This window comes from Coprococcus eutactus, assembly GCF_001404675.1.
In the GTDB taxonomy this organism is placed as follows: Bacteria; Bacillota; Clostridia; order Lachnospirales; family Lachnospiraceae; genus Coprococcus; species Coprococcus aceti.
This window is the reverse complement of sequence record NZ_CYXU01000005.1, coordinates 144408-170019: the sequence shown is the minus strand read 5'-3', so window position 1 is coordinate 170019 and position 25612 is coordinate 144408. Positions and strand designations below refer to the sequence as shown.

Annotated in this window: 22 protein-coding genes and 2 tRNA genes; 1 reads left to right on the top strand and 23 read right to left on the bottom strand. The window is 46.3% G+C overall.

From position 1 onward, the window contains the following. Positions 1-7: 7 nt before the first annotated feature. The 22 genes from ARA78_RS10785 to ARA78_RS10680 form a co-directional block, all read right to left on the bottom strand. The gene (locus tag ARA78_RS10785; RefSeq protein WP_055280502.1) at positions 8-2560 is read right to left on the bottom strand and encodes a heavy metal translocating P-type ATPase; all 2553 of its coding nucleotides are present in this window, start codon (positions 2558-2560) and stop codon (positions 8-10) included. Positions 2561-2625: 65 nt separating this feature from the next. Further along, the gene (locus ARA78_RS10780; RefSeq protein ID WP_022216248.1) at positions 2626-2961 is read right to left on the bottom strand and encodes a metal-sensing transcriptional repressor; all 336 of its coding nucleotides are present in this window, start codon (positions 2959-2961) and stop codon (positions 2626-2628) included. 323 nt (positions 2962-3284) lie between these two features. After that, a complete protein-coding gene (locus ARA78_RS10775) occupies positions 3285-4856 on the bottom strand; it encodes a hypothetical protein (protein ID WP_055273349.1) in 1572 nt (523 codons plus the stop codon). 76 nt (positions 4857-4932) lie between these two features. Next, positions 4933-6051 (bottom strand): ABC transporter ATP-binding protein, encoded by a 1119-nt coding sequence (locus ARA78_RS10770; protein WP_330376001.1) that lies wholly within the window; start codon positions 6049-6051, stop codon positions 4933-4935. Further along, on the bottom strand, positions 6041-6721 hold the full coding sequence (locus tag ARA78_RS10765) for an ABC transporter ATP-binding protein (protein ID WP_015533878.1): 681 nt from the start codon (positions 6719-6721) through the stop codon (positions 6041-6043). Before ARA78_RS10765 ends, ARA78_RS10770 begins: the two co-directional genes overlap by 11 nt. Positions 6722-6724: 3 nt before the next feature. Beyond that, positions 6725-9556 carry an ABC transporter permease gene (locus ARA78_RS10760; protein ID WP_055280501.1) on the bottom strand — a complete coding sequence of 944 codons (2832 nt, stop codon included), beginning with the start codon at positions 9554-9556 and terminating at the stop codon, positions 6725-6727. A 15-nt stretch (positions 9557-9571) separates the two neighbouring features. Next, positions 9572-12022 (bottom strand): biotin/lipoyl-binding protein, encoded by a 2451-nt coding sequence (locus tag ARA78_RS10755; RefSeq protein ID WP_055280500.1) that lies wholly within the window; start codon positions 12020-12022, stop codon positions 9572-9574. Further along, positions 12022-13053: an efflux RND transporter periplasmic adaptor subunit gene (locus tag ARA78_RS10750; RefSeq protein ID WP_022216253.1), complete on the bottom strand. Its 1032-nt coding sequence runs from the start codon at positions 13051-13053 to the stop codon at positions 12022-12024. The genes ARA78_RS10755 and ARA78_RS10750 overlap by 1 nt, the downstream gene beginning before the upstream one ends. 138 nt (positions 13054-13191) lie before the next feature. Then, positions 13192-13275: transfer RNA gene (locus ARA78_RS10745), tRNA-Leu, on the bottom strand. A gap of 71 nt (positions 13276-13346) precedes the next feature. Continuing rightward, a tRNA-Leu gene (locus tag ARA78_RS10740) sits at positions 13347-13430 on the bottom strand. A gap of 83 nt (positions 13431-13513) precedes the next feature. Beyond that, the gene (locus tag ARA78_RS10735) at positions 13514-13819 is read right to left on the bottom strand and encodes a hypothetical protein (RefSeq protein WP_015533881.1); all 306 of its coding nucleotides are present in this window, start codon (positions 13817-13819) and stop codon (positions 13514-13516) included. A 172-nt stretch (positions 13820-13991) separates the two neighbouring features. Beyond that, on the bottom strand, positions 13992-14348 hold the full coding sequence (gene rplT, locus ARA78_RS10730) for a 50S ribosomal protein L20 (protein ID WP_004849136.1): 357 nt from the start codon (positions 14346-14348) through the stop codon (positions 13992-13994). Positions 14349-14370: 22 nt separating this feature from the next. Then, a complete protein-coding gene (gene rpmI / locus ARA78_RS10725) occupies positions 14371-14568 on the bottom strand; it encodes a 50S ribosomal protein L35 (RefSeq protein WP_004849138.1) in 198 nt (65 codons plus the stop codon). A gap of 39 nt (positions 14569-14607) precedes the next feature. Next, on the bottom strand, positions 14608-15102 hold the full coding sequence (gene infC / locus ARA78_RS10720) for a translation initiation factor IF-3 (RefSeq protein WP_015533882.1): 495 nt from the start codon (positions 15100-15102) through the stop codon (positions 14608-14610). A gap of 296 nt (positions 15103-15398) precedes the next feature. Beyond that, positions 15399-17519: an RNA degradosome polyphosphate kinase gene (locus ARA78_RS10715; RefSeq protein WP_015533883.1), complete on the bottom strand. Its 2121-nt coding sequence runs from the start codon at positions 17517-17519 to the stop codon at positions 15399-15401. Between the two features lie 3 nt (positions 17520-17522). After that, complete coding sequence (locus tag ARA78_RS10710; RefSeq protein ID WP_022216254.1) at positions 17523-19055, bottom strand: HD domain-containing protein; 1533 nt, start codon at positions 19053-19055, stop codon at positions 17523-17525. Positions 19056-19081: 26 nt separating this feature from the next. Then, the gene (locus ARA78_RS10705) at positions 19082-20140 is read right to left on the bottom strand and encodes a prephenate dehydratase (protein ID WP_242849714.1); all 1059 of its coding nucleotides are present in this window, start codon (positions 20138-20140) and stop codon (positions 19082-19084) included. Next, a complete protein-coding gene (gene folK, locus ARA78_RS10700) occupies positions 20094-20912 on the bottom strand; it encodes a 2-amino-4-hydroxy-6-hydroxymethyldihydropteridine diphosphokinase (RefSeq protein WP_022216256.1) in 819 nt (272 codons plus the stop codon). The genes ARA78_RS10705 and folK overlap by 47 nt, the downstream gene beginning before the upstream one ends. A gap of 19 nt (positions 20913-20931) precedes the next feature. Further along, entirely contained in the window at positions 20932-21741 is an 810-nt protein-coding gene (gene folP, locus ARA78_RS10695) for a dihydropteroate synthase (protein WP_055280499.1), read from the bottom strand. A 59-nt stretch (positions 21742-21800) separates the two neighbouring features. After that, positions 21801-22292, bottom strand: coding sequence for an HD domain-containing protein (locus tag ARA78_RS10690; protein WP_015533888.1), 492 nt, complete (start codon positions 22290-22292; stop codon positions 21801-21803). Then, positions 22292-23641: a bifunctional folylpolyglutamate synthase/dihydrofolate synthase gene (locus tag ARA78_RS10685; protein WP_242849713.1), complete on the bottom strand. Its 1350-nt coding sequence runs from the start codon at positions 23639-23641 to the stop codon at positions 22292-22294. Before ARA78_RS10685 ends, ARA78_RS10690 begins: the two co-directional genes overlap by 1 nt. Then, entirely contained in the window at positions 23616-24497 is an 882-nt protein-coding gene (locus ARA78_RS10680) for a polysaccharide deacetylase family protein (protein WP_238051350.1), read from the bottom strand. The genes ARA78_RS10685 and ARA78_RS10680 overlap by 26 nt, the downstream gene beginning before the upstream one ends. Positions 24498-24637: 140 nt before the next feature. Here ARA78_RS10680 and ARA78_RS10675 point away from each other — a divergent pair, with 140 nt between their 5' ends. Then, complete coding sequence (locus tag ARA78_RS10675; RefSeq protein WP_055280498.1) at positions 24638-25186, top strand: hypothetical protein; 549 nt, start codon at positions 24638-24640, stop codon at positions 25184-25186. A 74-nt stretch (positions 25187-25260) separates the two neighbouring features. Here ARA78_RS10675 and ARA78_RS10670 read toward each other — a convergent pair whose 3' ends face one another. Continuing rightward, positions 25261-25590: a hypothetical protein gene (locus tag ARA78_RS10670; RefSeq protein WP_055280497.1), complete on the bottom strand. Its 330-nt coding sequence runs from the start codon at positions 25588-25590 to the stop codon at positions 25261-25263. Positions 25591-25612: the final 22 nt, after the last annotated feature.

Here is a 25612-nt window from a genome sequence, read left to right as displayed (position 1 = left end):
CCTGCCTTTACTGAATTGATGTCACCTTATAATCCTGATCCTCTACTGTCTTCTTGAGCACGCTGTCATCAACGTCTGCCTTGAGAGTGACAACCGCTGTTCCTGTCTCATGGCTGACTACAGCCTCCTGCACCTGGTCAAGGGCCTCAAGACTCTTCTTGACTCTGGCTTCACAATGTCCACACATCATACCTTCGATCTTCATTGTCTTTGTCATAACTTTGTCCTCCTTGATTCTATACCTTTTATTTTTATCATAAATGTCTGTCAAATTCAACCTCAGCGCATTTGTAACAACACAAAAACTTGACAGGCTCATGGCAAACGCTCCGAACATAGGATTGAGCGTCCAGCCAAATATCGGGATCCACACGCCGGCGGCAAGTGGTATTCCAATTATATTATATATAAATGCCCAGAAAAGATTCTCTTTTATGTTCTTAACTGTTGCCCTACTGAGTCTTATGGCCGCCGGAACATCTGTGAGCTCACTCTTCATGAGAACAACATCCGCAGCATCTATGGCTATATCCGTGCCTGCACCTATGGCTATTCCTATATTTGCCCTTGTGAGTGCAGGGGCATCATTTATTCCATCACCAACCATGATCACATGCCCCTTCTGCATGAGATCGCGCACAACGCTCTCCTTGCCGTCCGGACGCACGCCCGCTATTACTCTGTCCACGCCGACCTGCTCTCCTATGGCTTTTGCGGTTCTCTCATTATCACCGGTTAACATAACTACTGAAAGTCCCATTGACTGAAGCTGGCTTATGGCCTCAGCGCTGTCCTCCTTCACAGTATCCGCCACGGCTATTATTCCAAGGACTCTGTAATCTCCGTCAGCCTCCTCGGCAAAGAACATAGGTGTCTTTCCCTGCTGTGATACCTTCTCCGCACTGTCCTTCATCGTCTCAGGTACATCTGCATATCCCTTTATATAATCCATATTTCCGCCGATGATCTTTCTGCCGTTCAGACTTCCCATCAGACCGTTGCCCGCAACAGCCTTGAAATCGGATACCTCATAATTTTTATCCTTCTGTGCATCACCTGTCTGGTAATTCTCACTGTAGTATCCAACCACAGCTCTTGCCAGAGGATGCTCTGACAGCTTCTCCAGAGCCGCAGCCTTCTGCATCAGCTCGTCACCACTGACATTCTCGGCTGCCAGTATATCCGTCACTACAGGCTCTCCCTTTGTGATCGTTCCGGTCTTGTCCATGACCACTATGCTGCTCTTTCCTGTCTCCTCAAGAGCAGTCGCAGTCTTGAACAGTATTCCGTGCTTGGCACCTATTCCATTTCCCACCATGATCGCAACAGGTGTGGCAAGTCCAAGTGCACATGGGCAGCTTATAACAAGTACCGATATTCCTCTCGCCAGCACATAACCGGCATCCTTACCCACTATTATCCACACTATCATCGTGATAAATGCTATCAGTATGACAACAGGTACAAACACTCCCGAAACCTTATCAGCAAGCTTTGCTATTGGAGCTTTGGTAGCCGCCGCATCACTTACCATATCTATTATCTTGGACAGTGCGGTATCCGCACCTACCTGTGTAGCACGACATTTCAGATAACCCGACTGGTTGATCGTCGCCGCAGACACACGGCTTCCTGCAGTTTTATCCACAGGTATACTCTCACCCGAGAGAGCTGACTCGTCCACAGCGGAATCCCCCTCAAGGACTACTCCGTCCACAGGAACGCTCTCACCCGGTCTAACGGCAAATATATCTCCAACCGCAACTTCATCTATATCCACGGTGACCTCCTCACCATCTCTGATGAGAACGGCTGTCTTCGGGGCAAGATCCATCAGACCTTTGAGTGCGTCCGTGGTTCTTCCCTTTGAATATGCTTCAAGCGTCTTGCCGACTGTTATAAGCGCCAGTATCATGGCCGCAGATTCAAAATAAAAATCATGCATGAGCGTCATGACACGCTCACCGTCACCTGCTGTCTGCGCCGCTGTCATGGCATAGAGCACGTACACGCTGTATATGAATGAGGCACCTGAGCCCATGGCAACAAGTGTATCCATATTAGGCGAGCCGTGTATAGCTCCCTTAAATCCACTCACAAAGAATCTCTGATTTATCACCATCACGATTATGGTTAGCAGCATCTGCGTGAGTCCCATCGCCACATGATTGCCGTCAAAGAAGCTTGGCAGCGGCCAGTTCCACATCATATGTCCCATTGATATATACATGAGGGGAATAAGAATTATAACTGATGCCACCAGTCTCTTCTTCATTTTTCCAAATTCTTTGTCCGCCTCACTCTCACCGGAACCGCTGCTCTTCCCACCTGAATGTGAAGTATTTCCGCCAGCAGATCTTCCACCCGCCAGACTCGCACCGTATCCTGCCTTCTCAACTGCAGCCACTATAGTTCCGCTGTCGGCTGTTCCATCCACCATCATGGAGTTGGTCAGGAGATTCACCTGACACGAGGTAACTCCCTCAACATTGGATACGGCCTTCTCGACTCTTGCACTGCATGCACTGCATGTCATTCCTGTCACATTGTACTTGTCCATATATTTCACCTTCCTTTATCAAGCATCAGTCAGTTCGTAACTGCACTTGCCAATAACTGACATATCTATTTCATAAGTCTGGTAACCGTATTTACCAGATCCTCTATAGTATCATCCTTGCCATTTCTTATATCGTCTGCAACACAGGTCCTGATATGTTCGGCAAGGAGCTGTCTGTTGAAGCTGTTGAGTGCCGCATTGATCGCCGACACTTGGAGCACGATGTCTGTGCAATATGCATCATTTTCCAGCATACTCTTCACGCCTCTTATCTGCCCCTCTATCCTGTTCAGTCTGTTGAGAAGCTTCTTATACTCCTCGTCTGTCCTTGTCCTCACCCTGGCTTCCACGTCGCTTATCTCTCCGCCATGATGACAGCAGCATTTCTTCTGTTCTTCCATATATCTTTCCTCCATCCTTATTGAACTCCAGCCATGCAAAATTTGCCTTCGGCAAATGGCTGGAGCTACATGTCAAGTTTTCATAGAAAACTTGACACATCCCTTGTACATCAGCCATTTCTGTTCACATTTCAAACGACGCTGCATATATGCCATCTGTTTATTATCTGCACATTACGGCTGTTAAATTCTCTTTTCATCCACGGATTATATACCCCCTAGGGGTATGTGTCAACAATAAAAAATCCTCATAGACCAATATTTATACCACTTTATCAGTCTATGAGGTTTTTTCTCCTTTAACCTATATGTATGAGTTTTATTTACTCTGTTGTATCCTGATCGCCCATGTCGATATCAGCATCTCCGATATCAATCGCATCTGCGCTTGACTCATCACTGCTGTCTGCATCGTCAGTATCAGTTATATCAGTCTCATCAATGAGGCTGTCGTCACTTATATCAAAATCTGAATCACTGTCAATAACAGAATCAACTACAGATGAATCATATGTCTGCTGGTTCAGGACATCCTTAAGATCTATCATATCTCCTGTGGTAGCATCTAACATGATGAGCTGTATTGGATAATCCTTATCGAGGCTTCCATCCTCCATCTTGTCGCACTGTGCAAATACCCATACAGGGCTGTATGTGTACTTATCTCCATCCTTGAGCTTGTAGTATGTAAGTCTTACATCGTTGAACTCAATGGTGCTGTACTGTGTCTTGTTGTCTGTGTAATACTTATTTACAGCCTCTGGAAGCTTCTTGAGTGCATCTTCCCAGCTTATCAGATCAACATTGTCCTTCTTGTCTCCTGTTGCCCTGAAGGAATCTAGGCAATATGCTGAGATAAGTCCATTGTCATCAATGCCGAGCTGGAATGTCTCATCCATGGTGTCATACCACGTTTCATCACTTGTTGCGAGTGTGTCAAGGCCGTATACATTAGGTGTATATGGAGCCACGCCGTCCACAGAACGCTTATATGTTACCATGTAACCATTCTTCTCTGCGGCAACTGTGCTGTTTGATGCATCGCTGTAATCCCACAGCAGATCAAAATTACTTGTTTCTATGACATCTGAGATTCCACATGATGCAAGGAAATCTGTTCCCTTCTGCTCAGCATCTGCCGCACTGATGGAAGCTGTGTTTGCGGAAGCCTCCTCGTCAGAATATTCACTGCTGTAGCAGTATACACTTGTTGCGCCATCCTTAGGTCTGTACTGTATAAGCTGATCCGATGGATAGTAATCCAGTGAGAATCCGCCGCCTGTGGACATGTCATCGCCACTTCCATAGAATGTTACCATGAACTCGTTGTCCCCTACAGATCCGATGAATGTGTCTCCACTGTAGTCTCCGGCTCCCTCTCTCGTATCAGACGCTGTCTTGAGTTGATCCTTAAGTGACTTCATGTAATCCTCATAATAGCTCTTATCATCATCCGATGTAGCCTGATCCATCATGGACTGAAGTGAATCTATCTCTCTCTGTATATCCTCCTTGTACGGCTTATCCCAGTTATATACATATACACCTGCGCTCACGTCAAATATATTCTCGCACACACGCTTCTTGTAGTCATTGTCTACATTGTTAAGCTCATAGTAAAGCACTGACATCTTATCTGTGTCAGGCACCTCTATCTCTGTGGCATTTATGGATACATCTGTGAGACCTGTATCTGCATTGATGCCCTCAAGCTTGCCATTGTATGACTCTGGTACGTCGAGTCTTGATGCCAGCTTACCGCCACCACCGCCGTTCTCGTCGTCTCCCATGTTGTAATCCACCTTCTTCTTGCCACATCCTGTAAGCGCAGTTCCTGCCACAAGTGATGTCACCAAAAGCAGCGCCGCCGCTTTTTTGTAACCCGCTTTTCTCATATAAAATACCAACCTTTCCTTACTTAATTGAAGTAATTATAATATATTTTCCCCGCTGACACAACACCATCTGCTATCACTCTTTTGTGATGATGACCTTGCCGTCAACAACCTGAACCTTGACCTTATTGCTGTCGATTCCGGCAGCCGCCAGCATATCAGGGCTTATCTGTACACGATTTGCCTTATCGAGTATCGAGAACTCCTCATGTGAATCATCAGATGAGAAGCCGTCTGTCGTCAGCTCGTTCATTCTGTCCTTGTAAGATTCCTTCATGATCTTCTCTGTGCTAATCTTGCCGTCCGCAATCATAACCACACGTCCCACCTTATTTGCAAGGCTTATATCATGTGTAACTATGATTATCGTTATCCCGAGCTCTTCGTTCAGCTTTCTGAACAGATCCTGTATCATGTTGGATGTCTTGCTGTCCACGGCTCCCGTTGGCTCATCCGCAAGAAGTATCTTCGGATTATTTGCCAGGGCTATGGCTATGGCAACTCTCTGCTGCTCACCACCTGACATCTGAGATGGATATGAATTTATCTTGTCCTCAAGTCCCACTCTGCAGAGCAGATCATGGGCTCTTGCATACTTGTCTTCCTTGTTACTCTTGTCGAAGTACATAGGTACCTGAACATTCTCTATGGCTGTCATATATGGCAGAAGGTTTCTGGAGTTTTTCTGCCACACAAATCCTACAGTGTGCTTTCTGTACTCCACAAGCTCCTTATCCGTCATCGCAAACAGATCCTTGCCGTCGACATACAGCTTTCCGGCCGTAGGTCTCTCAAGTCCTCCGATCATATTGAGGAGTGTGGACTTTCCTGATCCCGACTTTCCGATGACCGCCATGAGCTCGCCGTATTTGATGTTGAGCTCCAGGCCCTGAAGAGCCATGACCTCCACATCGTCAGTCTTGTATATCTTGACAAGGCTGTCACACTCTATGATATTCTCCTCAGAACCAAGGCGTTCCCCGCCGGCTTCTTTATCTGTGCCAGCCTCAGGATCTGCTTCCACGTCTTTCCCGCTGTCAGTGCCCTCGTCTTCCTGAAGATCCATGCCGTACACGAACTCCTGCGTCTCCTGGCCATCCGTGTTCTCCATGTCCTGTGTCTCCACATCCGGTGCTATAGTTTCAGGCTCCACAGCATCGTTCTTCTTTTTTCTGAATAAATGCTTATCGCTCAACTATCTCACCATCCTCTATCTCATATACTACATCACCGAGCTCCATAAGCTTCGGATCATGTGTCGTCATGACTATCGTTATTCCTTCCTTGTACACCAGCTCCTGGAACAGCTTCATGACTGCAAGTCCCGAAGCCGTATCAAGGGCTCCTGTAGGCTCATCCGCAAATATTACCTTTGGCTTATGAGCCACCGCTCTGGCTATGGCAACTCTCTGCTGCTCACCACCTGACATCTGATTTGGGAAATGCGTCATTCTGGATGACAGTCCCACCAGATCGAGCACCTCTTTTATACGGGCATCCCTGTTGCCCTCATATTCCGCAAGTCTGAGTCCGAAATCGACGTTCTCATACGCACTCATAATCGGGATCAGGGCAACCGACTGGAATACAAATCCTATATTGTATCTTCTCAGCTTCTCCTTTTCCTTCTCGTTCATCTCGCTGTACACGTGGCCGCCGACTATCACTTCGCCCTCAGTAGGCTCATCCAACGCGCTCAGGATATTGAGCAGTGTCGTCTTACCCGATCCTGAACGACCTTTGAGTATAGTGAGCTTTCCAGCCGGGACTGTTATATCTATTCCCTTGAGTGCATAGAAATCTTCTCCGCTTCCAAGTCTGAAACAGCGTTTGATTCCATGTGCCTCTATCATAATTTCATCCATAGATTAATCCTCCCCCAGCTTTAATGCCTGTGTTATATTCATCTTCTTCAATATAGTTCTTATGACTACGAAACATACAACAAACATAAATACAACAACCGCTGTGAGCTTTATGATGTCGTAAGGATCCACAGCTATCGATATCGCTATGTTGTGTGATTCCGGCAGATAAACCACGGCAACCAGCTTGACGAAAAGCACCGTAGCCGCAGCACCGACTCCGTATCCCGCCAGACTGGCAAGTACCGAGCTGAATATCTGCTCATTTATGAGCATCTTGTTGATCTCACGCATGCTCATACCCATAGCTCTGTAGATACCAAACAGAAGTTCTCTCTGTTTGATGGATGTTATCCAGTATATCAGGAATCCCACCGTACAAAGTATGATCGCTATGATAAATGACAGTGAGAACAGACCATTTGTTATGAGCACCAGAGGTGACTCCTGCATCTCTGACACATCCTTATCCACACTCTCATACTGCACTATATTGACATCCTCATCACTGAGTGCCTGAAGTACATCCTTGTAGTCCACACCATCCTTGAGATGCATCCATACCTGGTATGGTGTCTGACTGAATGCACCAACAACATATGCATAGTTGGCAACTACGAGGTATCTCTCCACCTCCTGCATCTCTCCCTCGGAATCCTTCTCATACACATACTGTTGGAATCCCGGGAATGCATCCACTATGGCACATACCGTTCCGCTAGGAGATGCGATCTCCTCCTTCTCCTTGCTTGCAATAGGACTGTATCTCGCATAGTTTATTGAATCTCCAACCTTTATATTGTACTTCTTTGCAAGGTTTGATGAAATGATGACTCCATTCGACACTGTTGCAAGATCATTCAGGTAATTGTACCAGTGCTCCTTGTTGAGTCCGCTCTGCAGTCTGGCCGTCTCACCGAACTCCTTGGTGTTGATACCCATGAGTACGCTGCCCGCCAACTCCTCGCCGCCCGCTTTTATGACGGCATTGTCGTCGTATATGACTCTTGTCACCTTGTCACACAGGCTGTCCTCGAGCTTTGTAAATCTCTCAAAATCCTGCTCTGTGTAATACCAGTGGGTCTTCTTGTCTTTGTCTATGTATGTTCCTCTGGTCCACTGCTCCTGTACCACAAGATCCGTTCCCAGATTGTAATCTATTCGCTGTGTCTTGTTCTTATTTATGGTTCTTGCCATGTTCGAGTTGAACATACCCATGGCTATTGTCATTACAAGGAACACCGATATGAATCCCTGCTTCTTGACCGTACGTGTGATCTGCAGGAATGATGCATACACAGCCGGTGACCATCTCTTTCTTCCGATCCTGTATATCAGTCTTATCAGATATTTGATGAGTCTGAGCACCAGAAGTCCCACTGCAAATATAAAGAGTGAGGAGTTCAGGAAGATGACCGGATCAGGTCTTGAACCCGCAAGTATATCGAGTGCTATCGTCGATTTCTGCTTGTTGTAATTGTACAGAAGGTATATTGAAAGTGCCACAAGGATGACGTCCACAAAGAACTTCTCCCAGAATGGCTTGTAATTTACCTTTCCTATTCTGCTCTTCTGCTCCACTATGGAGTTCTTGGCATATTTGAACACCGGAAGTGTCACAAATAATATAGCTATAACAGCGGCAGCCAGACTGTATACTATCATCCACGGATCTACTCCATAGAAATGTGTATCCTTAAATCCAAACTGCAGGAACGAATCCGTGCTTGCTGCAAGCTTACACAGAAGATATCCTATAGGGATTCCTATCACTATGGCTATCGCCGACAGTATTGCCGACTGTCCAAGGTATATTCCGAGAACCTGCTTCGTGCTGGTACCACGGCTCTTGAGCATGGCGATCTCTCCATCCTCCATCTCAAGTATCTGACTTGATACCATGTAAATGAATGCCAGAAGCAGAACCAGTATTGGGAGCTCCAGAACCCATATGATTATACCGATGGTTCTTGCATCGCCTTTATAATCTATGAGCACACTGCTGAAATTCTGCTCAAAATATTTATCTGACTTCTCAAATGACTGGAGATAATACAGCGTGTCCATGGCATTCTTGTGTGTTATCTGTGAGTAGTCAAGCATGACGTGATCCACGTAGTATATTGTGAGGAAGCCGTACTTGCCTATCATGTCGTTGAAGTCATCCTTCTTCACATATACCTCGCTGTCGAGATCTGCAAGCTGGTCATACCAGAAGCTGTCTGAGTAATCCTTCTCCTCAAATACACCTACGATCTGATACTTCATAGGATTGCCCTGTGAGTCAACGGCATCGCTGAGTCCGGTATCTATGCTGAATACCTCTCCAACGACAAGGCCGTATTTGTCAAGGTTTCTCTGTGAGATGATACAAGGATACACACCATCCTCTGTCTTGGCATCCTCGAGTGACGTTCCATATGTTATGTTCACATGATCCTCTATCTGTGGCATATATGTCATGTTGAAGCTGGTCCTGTGATTCAGGTTGCTCTGGGTGTACCCCGCCTGAAGTGACAGGCTGGTCTGCTTCTGCAGAGCATCTATCTCCATGTAGTAGTTCCACATGTCCTCATATTTGCCGATCCTGCCAAGCACTGCATCGGCATCGGCATAATCGTCTACCGCGCATGAGCCTGATCTGCCGATAGTTGCCGGATACTTGTTCTGCTCTACCATCGCCGCGCCAAACTTGGACGACATGAGCATATCCAGCGCTCCGTTTTTGAACATTGGGTTGCACGATGCAACAGCCACCAGCAATATGATTCCAAGCAGGAGACATGCATTTAACCACTTCTTGTTCAATAATTTATGTGATAAAAATTTAAACATTATATCTCCTCTCTGCTACTCTGCTGCCGCCGCATCTCCGCCAGATGAATCCGATCCGCCATCCGACTGGCTGTCTGCGCCTGACTTTGAATTATCGGAACCATCTGATGAACTCGATGAGCCACCGGTGGATGTTGCTCCTGATTCCTTAGCTATGACATCGCCCTCTGAAAGACCTGACAGTATAACCGTCTTGGTCTTGTCTGCCTCGCCGAGAGTGACATACTGCTTTATGATCTCATCATCCTTGATGAGCCATACATAGTCATACTCATTTGAATTGTTCTTGCTCGTCTCATGATAGATCATGTTGTTAGGTATCATGACCACGTTCTCATAGGACTTTGTCGGGTAGCTGACCTGATATGACTTCGGCTTCTTGTAAAAGCTTGCATCATCAACCTTTATATAATACTTCAGTTCATCACTGCCTGAACACTTGGTTACGTGAACCCCACCCTCTGAATCAGTACTTATATATGACTTGGAGCTGTCTCCGGTGCTTCCGACACACACTCCGCTTATCTTCTTACCGCTGTTGTTCTTATTTGATATTGAAACCTTCTGGTTTACAGCAAGTTTTCCCTCTGATATGGATATCGCCAGGATCACATTGTCGTTGCTTCCGACTGTGAGTACATTTGCACCTTCCTTGACAGCCACATCAGTCTTCGCGCCAACCGAGAGGACTGTTCCCGCCTGGTCAGCGTAGACAGTTATCTTTCCGCTTCCATCATTGTTCTTGTTGAGCTTTTCTCTCTGTGCGTTTAAGCTCTTGATGGTTGCATTGTGTGTATATATCCTAAGATCCTTGTTGTATGTAACAACATTTCTCTGGCACACGAGCTGCTCCGCCATGTAGAGAGTGTTCTCTGCATCCGTCGGCGTTGCCACCTTACCCTTCTGGTATCTCGTGATCTCATTTGTAAGCTCATTTATCTGATCATCAAAATCCTTGAGATCCGAACTATAAGTCTGGTTCTCCTCGCTGATCTGGTTATCTATATCCTTGACCGCCGCTGTTCCGCCGCCACTGTCAATGACAAACAGCACATCCCCCTTCTTAACCTTCTGGCCCTTCTTGACGTTGAGTGACGTGAAACGTCCATCGCATGGTGCAGTGTAGCTGACACTGTTGAGGTCCTCCACCGAGAACGAATCGCTCTTCACCGTTGCTGTCTTCGTATATGAATCGAGTGCCACCGTGTATTCTGTGTAATCACTAGGCATGACCGCATCTGAAGCGTAGTAGATAAGATCTCCTTCCTTGAGTCCGCTGACTACCTCTGTGTAGTTATTGTCGCTGGCACCGGTCTCTATATCCCTGCGCTCCTTCTCACTGGAATCTGTCTTGACATATACAAATTTCTGGTTGTTCTCCTCGTATATGGAATCATTTCCCACTGTGAGTACGTCCTTTGCATCGGATGTACTGAAATACAGTGACACCGTGTTGCCCACGCTGAGGATCTTATCTGCATCCTTCACACCCTTGAGCTTAAATCTTGTGTATGGAAGACTTGACTTGCTCTGTGCCACAGCTATCTCCTGATTGGTGTAGTTGTATGGCACTATGTCATACTGCTTTCCATTTATCACAGTGTACATGTTCTTATACATGCTGTATGTATTCTTCTTGAAGCTCTCACCGGTTATCTCTATATATGGATCACTGTAATCTGAAACCACGACCACGTTCTCACCGCCGCCGACAGTATTCTCACTGCCGCTTATCTTCTTGGCGTATGTTACCGTGCCCGGACGGTCTGCCTTGAGCGTTCCGCTCTGCTTGACCTTGTCCTCATCCTCGTCCTGCTGTGTGAGCTTTTTCTGCTCATACTCATATAAAAGATTATCGTACCTGTTGTTCTCCTCATTTATGGCTTTTTCTGTTCTGGCCTCTGCAGCGCCCTTTGAATCACCGATCTCTTCGCACGCCTTTATCTTCCAGTCCAACTCAGCCTGATTCTGCTCATATATCTTCTGCTTGATCTCATGTGAATACTTCTTCACATCCTGGGAATCAGCTCCAGAGCTGTCGTCCCCATCCATCGATGTTGAAGAATCATCCACTATTGAGCCTGAATCTGTATCACTGCCATCGTCTCCCGATGCTGTGGATGCATTGCTGTCGGTCTCTGCAAGAACCGTGTCCTTCTTGACCTCATCGCCCACATTCACATACACCTTTGACAGAGTCACAGATGTGTCATAGTAATAACAATAGTCAGTTGGGACTATCGTTCCGGTCTTGATGACCTTTTTGCCTATATCTCCATATGTGACCGGTCTGTATGCCTCGTTTGTACTTACAGGTTCAACGAGCTCAGGAACCTTCTCGCTGTTCTCCTTGCCACAGCCCGCCATTCCTCCTGCCATGACAAATGACATTACCAGGCATGCTATTCTGGCGGTCATATTCTTTTTTGTCCGTGTGCTGCCTTTATGCATAATATTCTGTCTCATCAATTTATCACCACCTGCTCTCCGGCCTTCAGTCCTGATTTGATAACTGTATAATCATCCACCGTATCTCCAACGGTAACTTCTACCGCATTCCTGTATCCGTCCTCATTTACAGTGTACACATACTTCTTCTCACCCGAGCCGTCAAACACAGCCTTTTTATTCACATATACAACGTTCTTTACAACCGGCTTATCTATGACCATCTTGAGGGTATCCGCTTCGGTCACTCCGGTCATATCACTGACAGGCTGAAATGTAAGTTTCTGCATCTCCTCTCCGGTGGCAGAGCTTGTATACTTCTCACACTTCGTGAGCTTCAGTGTAAATGTTGCCTCCTGAAAATCAGCATCGTAGGTCTGCCCCTCCTTGAATTCGTATGAATCCGCAGTCTCTGATACATAATCAGACGAACCCGAATCCACCGTTATGAGCGTATCACCCGCTGTGACATATCCATACTGCAGATCTGAGTTGACATAAGTCACTGTTCCGTTCTTGTCTGCAATGACCTGATACTCCTTCATTCTCTCGTTCTGCTCTTTGATGTATGTATCCGCCAGATCCATATCCTCCTTCGCCGCGGATATGTCACTGGAGTAATCCTGGCTGCTGTCTATGCTCGCCAGCCTGTTGTAATGGTCTATAAGAAGCTGATCCCGCTCCTTCTGATCCGTATACTGATCTATGGTCTTCTGGATATCCTTGGCCTCAAACTGAATCATCACATCGCCTTTGGCCACCTTATCGCCCTCTTTTACCTTGACCTCCTGAACCTTGTAGTCAGACTGCTGTATCGAGTAATCATTGCTGCTGTAACCATCAGGCTTGAGCTCCAATGTCAATGAGGACTGGATATCTCCGCTCTTAACCTGATCCGTATTGAATTCCACCTTGCTATACGGCTCTATATTTATTCTGGAACTTCCTGTCTGTCCACCGGTACTGCCTCCACAGCCAACCAGCGACACGGACATCAGACCGGCAATCGCTGCCGCCAGAACCTTCTTATTGAATATCGCTTTTGACACGCTCTATTCCTCCTGTTTTTATGAATATATTTGATTCTACCCCCTGTCAGCCCATATATCAAGGAAATCTCCCGGGAGTTAATATTAGTTAAAAAAAAGAGAAAGCTTATGTTTTAAGCTTTCTCTAGAAATAAAAAATGCGGGAGATGGGACTTGAACCCACACGCCGTTTCCAGCACTAGATCCTTAGTCTAGCCTGTCTGCCAATTCCAGCACTCCCGCATATTCTATATGTAATTGATAACCGCCCATTCTCTCACATCCGAAATTCCATAGGACTTTCAAAATAAAAATGCGGGAGATGGGACTTGAACCCACACGCCGTTTCCAGCACTAGATCCTTAGTCTAGCCTGTCTGCCAATTCCAGCACTCCCGCATATTTATGTGATGTCGACTTCTGTGCTCGTCACCAACGAATAAGATAATACCATCTATCGAATACAAAGTCAACAACTTTTTTCAGATTTTTATCATATTAGTGAGCTTTCTGTCCACATCCTTCATAAGGTACTCCTTGAACGCTGTGTAATACTCATGTGTGAACTGTGTATACAGGAACTTATTCCAAAGATTACTGCAGTATGTACTGTCAAAATCATAATATGAATCAGTATATACCAGACCATTGCTGAACCTGGTCACATCCAGATACGGTTCCTTTCCTGCATAGTTAAGTCTCATAACGAGGTTCTTCTGCTCACTACAGCAAGCAAAAGTCTCAAGAAACATCTTCATCTGATCCTTTGTTATTCTCTCTACGAACATATGTGCCTCCTACTCTGTGTCTTTACTCTCATTGGTCATCCCCCTAACCTCTATAATTATAGCATACGCCTCCGAATTATAAAACCTTTTCGCGCAACAAAAGAACCGGATGTGTAAGTTTATACCACATCCGGTTCTTTTTACTTATATATAGAAGATTCTATATTCTATATTATGATAACTGTGCCTTTGCAACCTCAACAAGCTTTGCAAATCCCTCAGCATCGCTGATAGCCATCTCTGAGAGCATCTTTCTGTTGATGTCAACACCTGCCAGCTTAAGACCATGCATAAGCTTGCTGTATGAGATGTCATTCATTCTTGCTGCTGCGTTGATACGAGCGATCCAGAGCTGTCTGAACTGTCTCTTTCTCTGCTTTCTGCCAGCGTATGAAGATGTAAGTGCTCTCATAACTGACTGCTTTGCTACTCTATACTGCTTGCTTCTTGCTCCTCTGTAGCCCTTTGCAAGCTTTAATACCTTATTGTGCTTCTGCTTTGCGTTCATTCCGCCTTTAACTCTTGCCATTGGTTTTCTTCCTCCTGATCTATTAGATATAAGGTAATATCTTCTTCATTACCTTCTCGTTTGTTGCGTCTGTCATTGTAGCCTTTCTAAGATTTCTCTTTCTCTTAGTGGTCTTCTTTGTTAAGATATGACTCTTATAAGCTTTAGATCTCTTTAAACCGCCGTTAGCTGTTTTCTTGAAACGCTTAGCTGCTGCTCTTTTTGTCTTTAATTTAGCCATTTTACTTACTTCCTCCTTGAATTATATGTCTATAATAATTTAACGCTTTTGTGTTAAAAACATTATCATGCTTCTTCCTTCAAACTTAGCAGGCTTATCGATAACTGCTATCTCTGCAAGCTTCTCAGCAAAGTTGTCAAGAATAACCTTTGACTGCTCTACATGCGCAAGCTCTCTTCCCCTGAATCGCAGTGTAACCTTAACCTTATCGCCATGCTCAAGGAACTTTCTTGCCTGATTGATCTTGGTATTAAGGTCATTCGCATCGATGTTCGGTGAAAGTCTGACTTCCTTGACTTCCATGGTCTTCTGCTTCTTCTTGGCCTCTTTCTCTTTTCTGGCCTGCTCATAACGATACTTACCATAGTCAACTATCTTGCACACCGGTGGCTGTGCCTTAGGTGCTATCTTCACAAGATCAAGTCCTGCATCCTGAGCCATCTTGTATGCATCCCTGGATGACATTATTCCAACAAGCTGACCATCTTCTCCGATGAGTCGTACCTCTCTGTCTCTAATCTGTTCGTTGATCATTAAATCGCTAATGACTCTCTACCTCCACACTTTTAAAATTCAATTCTCTGACATAAGAAAAGTGGATAGAACCATCTATCCACTTTCTTAATACAAAGCATATTCAAACTCAGGAAAACCCTGTAAATCTTCTAAGCTAAATATTAACCCGAGTCATGTCAGACCATGCTGAGGTGAGAGTGGATACTCTGCTTCTATGTTCACTGTTTCACACAGCAATGGTAGAATACCACATCGCCAGCCGTGTGTCAACTGTTATTTTTCTTTTGTCGATATGCCTCTGTGCTGCCTTTATATCACTCATTATCGCCGTGGGATTCAACCGGGATGAACACCCTGTCATTGTCCTCTTCCTTCACCGGCTTCTGACTCTCCTGCGCAAGCTTCACAAAATACATCTGTGAATCAAGCTTTGCCTTGCCCCTGAGATCCTGCTTCGCATATGAGCCGTCAGGCTGCATGATGTGAGCCTTGAGTGTATCCTCAAGCTGTATCTTAAGGATATTCTTTATCTTCTTCTTAAGCTCCGGATCCTCTACAGGGAACGTTATCTCAACTCGCTTGTCCAGATTTCTAGGCATCCAGTCCGCACTTCCCATGTATATATCCTCAAATCCGTCATTATAGAAATAGAATATTCTCGAGTGCTCAAGATAATTTCCAACTATGGATCTTACTGATATATTATCTGAAAGTCCCGGAACTCCTGCCTTGATACAGCATATTCCCCTGACGATGAGTTCGATCTTTACGCCTGCCTTTGAGGCATCGTAGAGCGCATTCATGATCACCGGATCACAGAGACTGTTCATCTTGGCAACTATCCTTGCCTTTTTGCCCTGTCTCGCATTCTCTGCCTCACGGCCTATCAGCATGAGGAATTTGTCCTTCAGCCAGATCGGGGCAACTGCAAGCTTGTTCCACTTCTTCGGCTCTGAATATCCTGACAGCATGTTGAACACCGCCGTCGCGTCCTCTCCTATGGCATCACTGCAGGTGAGAAGTCCCATGTCAGTGTAAAGCTTTGCGGTCTGATCATTGTAATTTCCTGTTCCCAGATGCACATATCTTCTAATTCCGTCCTCCTCGCGTCTGACAACCAGTGCGATCTTGGAATGTGTCTTAAGACCCACAAGGCCATAGATAACATGACAGCCCGCCTGCTCCAGCTTCTTGGCCCACGCTATATTGTTCTCCTCGTCAAATCTTGCCTTGAGCTCGACGAGAACAGTTACCTGCTTGCCATTTTCGGCAGCCTGTGCAAGTGCCGCGATGATAGGTGAATTGCCGCTGACACGGTAAAGTGTCTGCTTGATCGCCAGGACATCAGGATCATTTGCCGCCTGTTTTATGAACTCTATGACCGGTGTGAACTCATAATATGGATGGAACAGAAGGATGTCTCCCTTCTTTATCCTGTCAAATATATGGCTGTAATCGCCCATTCCAGGTACAGGCTGCGGTTTGTACTTAGGATACTTCAGATGGTCAAAACCATCTATGCCGTTCACCTTCATGAGGAATGTGAGATCCAGAGGTCCGTTGATCTTGTATACGACCTCGTCATCGACTCCGAGATGCTTCTTGAGCTCCTTAAGGAGCTTCTTGTCCATGGCCTCGTCCACCTCAAGTCTTATGACCTCGCCCCACTGTCTCTGCTTGAGCTGCTTCTCGATCTCCTTCAGCAGATCTGCGGTCTCCTCCTCATCTATGGAGAAGTCTGCATTTCTCATGATACGGTATGGATATGCACACACTATGTCGTAGTTCAGGAACAGCTTGTCAAGGTTCTTCTCGATAACCTCCTCCAGAAGAATTATCTCGGTAACGCCCTTCTCCTCAGAAGGAAGTCTCACGATCCTTGGAAGTACAGATGGAACCTGGACGGTCGCTATATCCGTCACGTCCTTTTTCTTATCGTATATGAGTGCACCTATATTCAGTGATTTATTGCGCACCAGCGGGAATGGTCTGGACGAGTCCACCGCCATAGGTGTGAGTACCGGGTATACATCCTTCTCAAAGTATTTGTCCACATACTTTGCCTGCTTTGGAGTGAGATCCTCATGGTGTCTCACAAGCTTCAATCCGTTCTGGGCAAGCTGAGGGATGAGGGATCTGTTCAGTGTCTGATACTGGTTCTTCATGAACTCTTTGGTGCTGGCATGGAGTGCGTCAAGCTGCTCCCGCGCCGTCATTCCGGCTATATCCTTCTTGGTGTATCCGGCATGCACCATATCCGTGAGTGATGCTATTCTTACCATGAAGAACTCATCCAGATTGGATGCCGTTATACTCAGGAACTTTATTCTCTCAAACAGAGGAATGGTCCTGTCCTTCGCCTCGGACAGACATCTCTTGTCAAATTCAAGCCAACTGAGCTCTCTGTTATAAAATATCGGATTCTTATCTGCCATCCTTTACAACCCCCTTTTCTGTTTTAACACAGGCTTCACTCCAAAGACCTTTCTGAACAGTTCAGTCTTGGTCTTGAACACCCCTGCCTCAAGCGTAATATCATTCAGTGTATCTACCGTCATCGTGAGCACGTAGTCCTTGAAGCTGAACTTCATATCACTTATCTTCTGCCTGTGGCTCTTGTCAAGGACATCCGCAAGTCTCAGTATGGATGCCAGCTTGGCGACCTTCATGTAATCCGCAGTCATCAGCGATACCTGTGCCTTTGTCTGTGAAGGGAGATAATACTCGTTGAACTTCACGATATTTGCAATCTCCTCCCTCTCCTTGTGGGACAGTCCAAGTATCTCCGTGGACATGATTATGTGATAGGACATCATGGTGCCCTCGTTCATATTTACAAATTTGCCACAACTGTGGAGCATGGCTGCGATCTGAAGCTGCAGTCTCTCTCTCCTTCCGAGTCCGTGGACGCTCTTGAAGGAATCAAATATATCCAGTGCGTTCTGCGTCACATTCTGTGTGTGCTTCCTGTTGACCTTATACTTCTTGGCTATGCTGTTTGCCGATGCAATGATATCCTCGTCGAAATTCTTATTCAGCAGAAGCGTTCCGTTCTTATCCATATAATCGGCAACTATTCCGTCACAGAACGTAACATCCGGCGTGATGATATCCTCCGCCCTTGAGTTGTCGAGGAATGACTGGTAAATGATCGCCATCGGAAGCATCAGTGTCGCCCTCTCGTATGGCACACCGTATTTTTCTGAAAGGACCTCCGGGGTGGTCTCAACTACCTTGTGATAAAGCACGCGGAACTGATCTCTTGTGATCTTGTCTGTGATATTCAGCTCCGGTCCGACCTTCTTCAGATTTGCGATTCCGTCTCCTATGGCTATTATGCTCTTGATGTCCTTATCGTTTATAAAGAGGTTCCTGAACTCCTCTATGAAGTTCGATACGAACTCCTCCATGATATTCTCCAGAGCCACCGTGTCTGCGCCGTATTTTGCCAGATAATCCCTTATTCTCACGGCTCCTATAGGAAGGTTCTGTGTCTGGATCAGATTCTGCTTGTCAAATATAGATATCTGAAGACTTCCCGCTCCTATGTCCAGAAGCGCCCTGTTCTTCGTGTCGGCATCCTCAAACTTTGACTTTGCCGCATACGCCTTGTAGTTCATGAATCTCTGCTCCGAGTTGCTGAGCACTGCGACGTCGATGCCTGTGTGCTGCTTTATCCTCTCAAGGACCATGACTGAATTCTCCGCCTCACGCACAGCGGACGATGCATACGCCTTGTATTCACGCACATCGTATTCCCTCATCTTCCTGCGGAATTTGTTGAGGATCTCACATACCTTCATTATGGAATCCTCGGTTATCCTGCCACTGTTGTAGGTATCACTTCCGAGCTCAACTGTGCTGTTGACGTAATCGATCTCCCTCGCCCCTTTTTTGGGAGTTATCTCATACACCTTCATTGACAGCTCGTTAGAACCTACATCGATGGCTGCAAATACCTTACTTGCCATATCTACCCCACCTTTCATGTTACTTATCAGTATGTTCCAATTATCTTGAAATCCATAGAATCCTTATTTATATGATCCAGCGCATCTATCGTCGCCGGATCCATGAGACTTCCCTCAAGAGTTATGAAGAATGAATATTCCCATTTTCTTCCCCTGAGAGGCCTCGACTCAATGCTTGTCATATTGAGCCCGTTATGTTTTATATGTCCAAGTATACTGTAAAGGGTTCCACTCTCATGTGGCAGTGCAAAGCATACGGATATATTTCCCGCACTCTTCACATACTCCTTTTTCTTTGACAGTATGATAAATCTCGTTGTGTTGTTCTCATTGTTGACTATATCGTCCTTGAGTATCTCAAGTCCGTATATATCTGCGGCAAGAGCGCTCGCTATGGCAGCCTGAGTAATATCACCTTCATCCCTGACCTTCACCGCACCCACTGCAGTGTTCGCAACCGGGCACTGTGCGTATCCGGCTCTGTTTAGGAATTCACTGCACTGCAGAAGCCCCTGCGGATGGGAATATACAGTCTGTATATCAGAAAGCTTTGAGCCCGGAACTCCCATGAGCATATGTGCCACCTTGACCTCGTCTCCGCCCACGATGGTCAGGCCGCTGCTGCCAACCATATCATATATACCACTCACAAATCCGGCAGAGGAATTCTCTATAGGCAGGACTCCGTAATCAGCCTTGCCGCTCTTCACCGTCTCTATGACATCCTCAAATTTTGCAACATTTACATTCTTTATATCCTTGCCAAAATAGTCATGCATAGCCTGATGACTGTAAGCCCCCGGAACACCCTGGTATACAACCACCGTGTCTTTATCGACCTTCAGATGATCCACGGGCACAAACCCGCTCACCACATCAGAGCTTATATGTGCCAGCGCAATATCTCTGCCCTCAACACACGCTCTGTCGATAAGCTCATTCTTTCTGGTGATAAGCTGCTGTATCTGCTCCTCCAGACTGTTTATCTCTTCCAATGTATTCATTCTATCTATCCTTCCACTTGAAGTGTCAAATTTGTCACTGTTTGTCCAGCCCGGCACGAAGCTCGGATATCGTCTTGCCAAGCAGCGGGTGCCTCTTGTATCCCGCTATCATGGACAACGGTTCAAGTACAAACTCTCTCTTGTGCATCTCCACGTGTGGTATGTGAAGATCCTCACTGTCATACACGACATCATCATAAAGCAGGATATCGATATCCAGAGTTCTCGGTCCCCAGTGGATCAGCCTCTCTCTTCCCGCCGCTTTCTCTATTCCATTCACCAGTCTCAGCAGTTCCTCAGGAGTCCTGAGCGTCTCTATCTCCAGACAGCCGTTCAGAAAATCGTCCTGCTCAACGCCGCCATACGGCTCGGTCTCTATAAAATCTGATACTCTTGTCACCTTGGTGTATTTATCCTTGTTCAGCTCATCTATGGCCATGTCCAGATATGATTCCCTGTCGCCGATATTTGACCCAAGTCCAAGATATGCTGTGTGCTTTTTTCTGCTTATGGACACGGACACTGTATCTACATGTACCATGACCGGAGCCCACGGCTTCTTCACCGTCACATTTACCCCTCTCACATCATCGTAAGTGAGAAGTATCATGTCTGCTATCTCCTCAGCCACAGTCTCTATCAATTTATAATTTCTGTTCTTCATGACCTTCTGTATGCCATCGCACACGCTGCCATAGTTCACAGATTTTCTTATATCATCACTTCTGCCGGCCTCCTGGGTCGACACCTGCATGGATACGTCCACCACGAACTTCTGTCCAAGGACATTCTCCTCCCTGTACACTCCGTGATGTGCAAATACCTCAAGTCCTTTTATATTGATACTGTCCATACCGCACCTCCGCTATATGTTATCTGGCACTCAGCATCGCATGCGTCATCTTGAGTGCTCTGTAGTTGCTCTTCACATCGTGTACTCTGAAGAAATCGCAGCCCTTCACAAGCCCAAGCACTGATGTGGCAACTGTTCCCTCCTCGCGCTCGGTCACCGGAAGATCAAGTGTAAGTCCTATCATCGACTTTCTCGACGTTCCGAGGAGTATCGGGAGATCCCATTTGTGGAGCAGCTCCAGATTGTTCATGAGGAGCAGATTCTGATGCAGATCCTTTGCAAATCCTATTCCCGGATCCACCATGATCTTGTCCCTGTCTATGCCTGCTGCCAGAGCCATGTTAACCGACTCATCCAGATCTGATACAACATCAGCCAGATAGTCTGTGTAATCTGTGTTCTCCCTGTTGTGCATAAGACAGCACGCCTTGTCGTACTTCGCTATGACAGCCGCCATCTTCTCATCGTACTTCAGTCCCCATATATCGTTTATGAGATCTGCACCTGCATGTATACCCGCCTCAGCCACCGCAGACTTGTATGTGTCGAGTGATACTGCCACGTCGAAATCTCTCTTTATCGCCTCTATGATCGGTGCGGTCCTATCTATCTCCTCCTCATCCGATATCTTTGTATATCCAGGTCTTGTGGACTCACCGCCAACATCTATTATCACAGCACCCTCAGTTATCATCTTCTCTGTGGTAAACAGAGCTGTGTCCATGGTGTTATGCTGTCCTCCATCCGAAAATGAATCCGGGGTCACATTCAGTATCCCCATCACATAAGGTTCTTTTCCACTCTCAAATGTCTTGTTTCCTATTATCATCCTTTTATCCTCCAGATATAAAATATCCGCACATGACGTGCGATCCCTTGGTACTTCCCTTAATATTTTATCCCTGTATTGCGTGCACTCTCCAGCCAGTAACACTGGTCTGATGCCTTGCAGTCAAAACAGTTTCGAGACAGCTTATCCGCATTATACAACACATATGCCAGTCCTTCCCGCTCTGCACCGTCTGTATTGTGTGAGCCTATGGCATCACATATCTGCTCATTCTCCTGCGTGGAAAATCCGCACTGCTCCAGTATCCTGCCCGCATACTCAACACTCAGCTCATGATGCTTCCTGCCGGTGTCATCAGGATCTGCCCGTCCCACATCGTGAAGAAGTGCCGCGGCATATATGATCTCCCTGTCTATCGCATATCCCTGTTCGATATTCATTATATACGCTATCCTGGCAACATCCAGGCAGTGCTCAAGTCCATGCCGGCAGAATATCCTGTCGGTCTCCTTGTTCCGCACAGTCTCCATGAGACGTCTGTATTCATCGTTGTATATGATCCTGTCCACTCTGTCCATCTCTGTCTGCATCAGCTTTCTATATATCCTCCATGTTCCGCACGGTCTATGATCGGCCCAATAAATGACAGTGAGCCAAATACCATCACCACCGGATCCTGTCTGTCATCAGCCAGCGTCATCGCCTGCCTCACGGCATCGTCCACATCTTCCTGCTCATAGACTTCATCTATATATGTCCCTGCCAGCCTTTTCAGCTCATGCCTTGAAAGTGCTCTCGGGTTATCCGGCTCAACTGCTATGAACGCAGAAGCCCCCGGCATCATGATCCTGAGCATCTGCTCATAGTCTTTGTCCTTGAACACCCCACATATATATATGAGGTCTCTTCCGGCAAAATACTCATCTATGTTCTGTCTAAGTGCTCTCCAGCCTCCCGGATTGTGCGCGCCGTCCACATACATGAGAGGTTTGTCCATAAGCTTCTGGAATCTTCCCTTCCAGAACGTCGCTTTAAGTCCTCTCCTTATGTCATCCTCAGTCAGCTCATATCCAAGCCTCATGAGAACATGTGCGGTCGCAGCCGCTGTGGCACTGTTATATATCTGATATATGCCCGGGACCTGAAGTTCGTATCTCTGTCCGCCATATATATATTCACTTCCATCAACAGACTCTCCGCATATCTCTATATCCTTCTCCCTGATAAGTACCGCCAAGTCCGATATATTATTCTGCTCACATGCCATATCCCACATATCCTCAAGCTCTGAGGCAAGCGGGTACGCCACACATGGGCAGTTCTTTTTCAATATTCCAAGCTTCTGTCTGTATATATCCCTCAGGGTGTTCCCGAGAAAATGCATGTGATCCATGCTTATACTTGCTATTATCGTACAGACCGGATGACTGCACACATTTGTGGCATCCTCCAGTCCTCCCATTCCGGTCTCAAGCAACAGGAAATCGACCTTTTTGTCGCAGAAATAACAGAACGCCACCGCTGTCTCCGTCTCAAACGATGTGGGCCTTCCCCAGCCGTCCGACACCATGTCATCCGCTGCATCTTTCACCGTCTCAAGATATACGGCAAAATCCTCCTCAGACATATATTCCTTATCTATCTGAAATCTCTCAAGATATGTAAATATCGTCGGAGATATATATCTTCCCACACTGTATCCTGCACTCTCAAGTATCTCGTCCAGAAATGCGCATATTGAACCTTTGCCATTTGTTCCTGCTATATGTATAACCGGGACTGCGTCCTGCGGATCGCCCAGCCTTCTCAGCAGCTCCTTTATACTGTCAAGCCCCAGAACGCTTCCCATGGTGTCCGTATATTCTATATAACTTCTTGCCTCTTCATAAGTCATGGCATATATCCGTCCCTTCTCATCTGTGCCTGATAAGTGGTGCATTCTCATCTATAGGCAGCAGCTCATACCCGTCATCCCGGAGTCTTTCAATGAGCATCGGCAGTGATTCCACCGTGGTGTGCCTCGACTCAAGATCATGCATCAATATGACCACATCGTCGTGCTGCAGTGCATCCTTCATGATATTGTCGACAAGCTGCTCCGGCGTGTAGCTGCCACACACGGCATCATTGTTCAGCGCATTCCAATCATAATATATAAGCCCCTCGGCATTCACATAGTCTATCAGGGTGTTCATATCCACTCTGGATACCGTATTTGAACTGCCGCCCGGGAATCTGTAATATACACAATTTACACCTGTTACATCATACAATAAATTTCGCAATTCCTCAATATCTTCGGAGAAATCAGCAAGGCTTCCATATATTTTATCGTAATCATGGGTGTACGAATGAAGCCCCAGTGTATGTCCCCTATCCACTATATCCCGGTAGGCATCATAATAGCTCTTGTCGCGCCCCACGACAAAAAATGTTGCCTTCACATCGTATTTATCAAGGATATCCAGTATCTCCACTGTGTTCCCGGATGGCCCATCGTCAAATGTGAGATACGCCCTCTTCGTTATCTCCGGCTCCGCATCAGACTCCGTTTCGTCCTTCTCCGGCTGCATCTCCCCGGTATCATTTGCCCCATCCACCTCCGATGGTGTGCTCTCATCCGCCCCCAGGACATTTGCCTGCTGCCTGACCGGCCCTCCGGCAGTATAAAAGCCCCACCTCGACTGGCTGATTATGTAATAACAGCAGAAAATTATGGCAAGAAATATGGCAACCGCCAGCATAATATACTGCCATCTGTCAGTCACCTCCTGCACATTGTCAATTTTTTTCAAATGATCCTCGCCGCCTATAGCATTTTTTCTATTATATTATTTTTTATTTTTAATTATGTGTCTATTTTTTATGCCATGAATATTTCTCAGATATACGGAGAATATAAATAGCAAATATTAAAAAAAGGAGAACATGTACAATGAAAAAATACTTTTTACTTGTGATGTGTATGACACTCACCATGATCCTCTTCTGTGGTTGTGGCAATTCAAACGGTGCTTCAAGCACTGGCTCATCTTCAGCAGCCAGCACCCAGACAACATCTGAGGCTCAGAATGGTAACAGCTCTGAAGGAAACAGCACCGACTCATCTGACAAAGGCGTTGTAGGCGGAGCAGCCGACGCTGTAAAGGATGTCGCTGACGGCGTGGCCGACGGTGTAAAGGATGTCGCTGACGGCGTGGGAAACACCGTGTCAGGCATCTTCGGTTCATTCGATGATGCCCAGGACTGGTTCATGGATCAGCTTCCCGCAGGTGACGGAAGATTCGAGGTTGCCAACAGTGACAAGGATCTCACAGAATTTTCCGGTGGAAAAACAGGCTACCACATCGAGCTCCACGACAACAATAAAGAGGGCGACACCAAGGTCGGTGATTTCTATATCGACTCCAGCGATGGCAAGGTGTACAGATCCGATGAGCACGGGAAGACATTTGCAGAGTATGATTTCTCTGATTATAAATAGATGAAATATCCCGCATGAAAAAACAAGCGGCACGGAGGTATCTAAAAACCTCCATGCCGCTTTATTCTATGTTCTTATTCTGCCACATCCGCTGCATCATCAGCTTCAGTAACAGTCACTTGTTCGTCTTCACCCTTATTGTCTGAGCTCAGCATCTCTCCTGTGAGCGGATTGATCTTGACTCCCATCTCCGACGCAATGAGATTGTACATGTCAAACTCTCTGTCTCTGGCAGCCTTCTTTCTGGCCTTTACGCCCCTGGATCTGACCAGCTCCACTATTCCGAATCCGATCATCAGTATGCCGAAGAATATGAAGCCCGCCATATTTTTTGAAAAAAATGCATGAGCCACACTTATTGCGCCTATTCCGATCATCACGATACCCATAACGAAATTGAACATATATGCTTTACCGCCTTTCACC

Excerpts from the sequence above, each read along its gene's own strand:
- ARA78_RS10785 (WP_055280502.1), bottom strand. The coding sequence starts at position 2,560 with ATGGACAAGTACAATGTGACAGGAATGACATGCAGTGCATGCAGTGCA.
- ARA78_RS10780 (WP_022216248.1), bottom strand. The coding sequence starts at position 2,961 with ATGGAAGAACAGAAGAAATGCTGCTGTCATCATGGCGGAGAGATAAGC.
- ARA78_RS10775 (WP_055273349.1), bottom strand. The coding sequence starts at position 4,856 with ATGAGAAAAGCGGGTTACAAAAAAGCGGCGGCGCTGCTTTTGGTGACA.
- ARA78_RS10765 (WP_015533878.1), bottom strand. The coding sequence starts at position 6,721 with ATGGATGAAATTATGATAGAGGCACATGGAATCAAACGCTGTTTCAGA.
- ARA78_RS10760 (WP_055280501.1), bottom strand. The coding sequence starts at position 9,556 with ATGTTTAAATTTTTATCACATAAATTATTGAACAAGAAGTGGTTAAAT.
- ARA78_RS10755 (WP_055280500.1), bottom strand. The coding sequence starts at position 12,022 with ATGAGACAGAATATTATGCATAAAGGCAGCACACGGACAAAAAAGAAT.
- ARA78_RS10735 (WP_015533881.1), bottom strand. The coding sequence starts at position 13,819 with ATGTTCGTAGAGAGAATAACAAAGGATCAGATGAAGATGTTTCTTGAG.
- rplT (WP_004849136.1), bottom strand. The coding sequence starts at position 14,348 with ATGGCAAGAGTTAAAGGCGGAATGAACGCAAAGCAGAAGCACAATAAG.
- rpmI (WP_004849138.1), bottom strand. The coding sequence starts at position 14,568 with ATGGCTAAATTAAAGACAAAAAGAGCAGCAGCTAAGCGTTTCAAGAAA.
- infC (WP_015533882.1), bottom strand. The coding sequence starts at position 15,102 with ATGATCAACGAACAGATTAGAGACAGAGAGGTACGACTCATCGGAGAA.
- ARA78_RS10715 (WP_015533883.1), bottom strand. The coding sequence starts at position 17,519 with ATGGCAGATAAGAATCCGATATTTTATAACAGAGAGCTCAGTTGGCTT.
- ARA78_RS10710 (WP_022216254.1), bottom strand. The coding sequence starts at position 19,055 with ATGGCAAGTAAGGTATTTGCAGCCATCGATGTAGGTTCTAACGAGCTG.
- folK (WP_022216256.1), bottom strand. The coding sequence starts at position 20,912 with ATGGACAGTATCAATATAAAAGGACTTGAGGTATTTGCACATCACGGA.
- folP (WP_055280499.1), bottom strand. The coding sequence starts at position 21,741 with ATGATAATAGGAAACAAGACATTTGAGAGTGGAAAAGAACCTTATGTG.
- ARA78_RS10690 (WP_015533888.1), bottom strand. The coding sequence starts at position 22,292 with ATGCAGACAGAGATGGACAGAGTGGACAGGATCATATACAACGATGAA.
- ARA78_RS10685 (WP_242849713.1), bottom strand. The coding sequence starts at position 23,641 with ATGCACCACTTATCAGGCACAGATGAGAAGGGACGGATATATGCCATG.
- ARA78_RS10675 (WP_055280498.1), top strand. The coding sequence starts at position 24,638 with ATGAAAAAATACTTTTTACTTGTGATGTGTATGACACTCACCATGATC.
- ARA78_RS10670 (WP_055280497.1), bottom strand. The coding sequence starts at position 25,590 with ATGTTCAATTTCGTTATGGGTATCGTGATGATCGGAATAGGCGCAATA.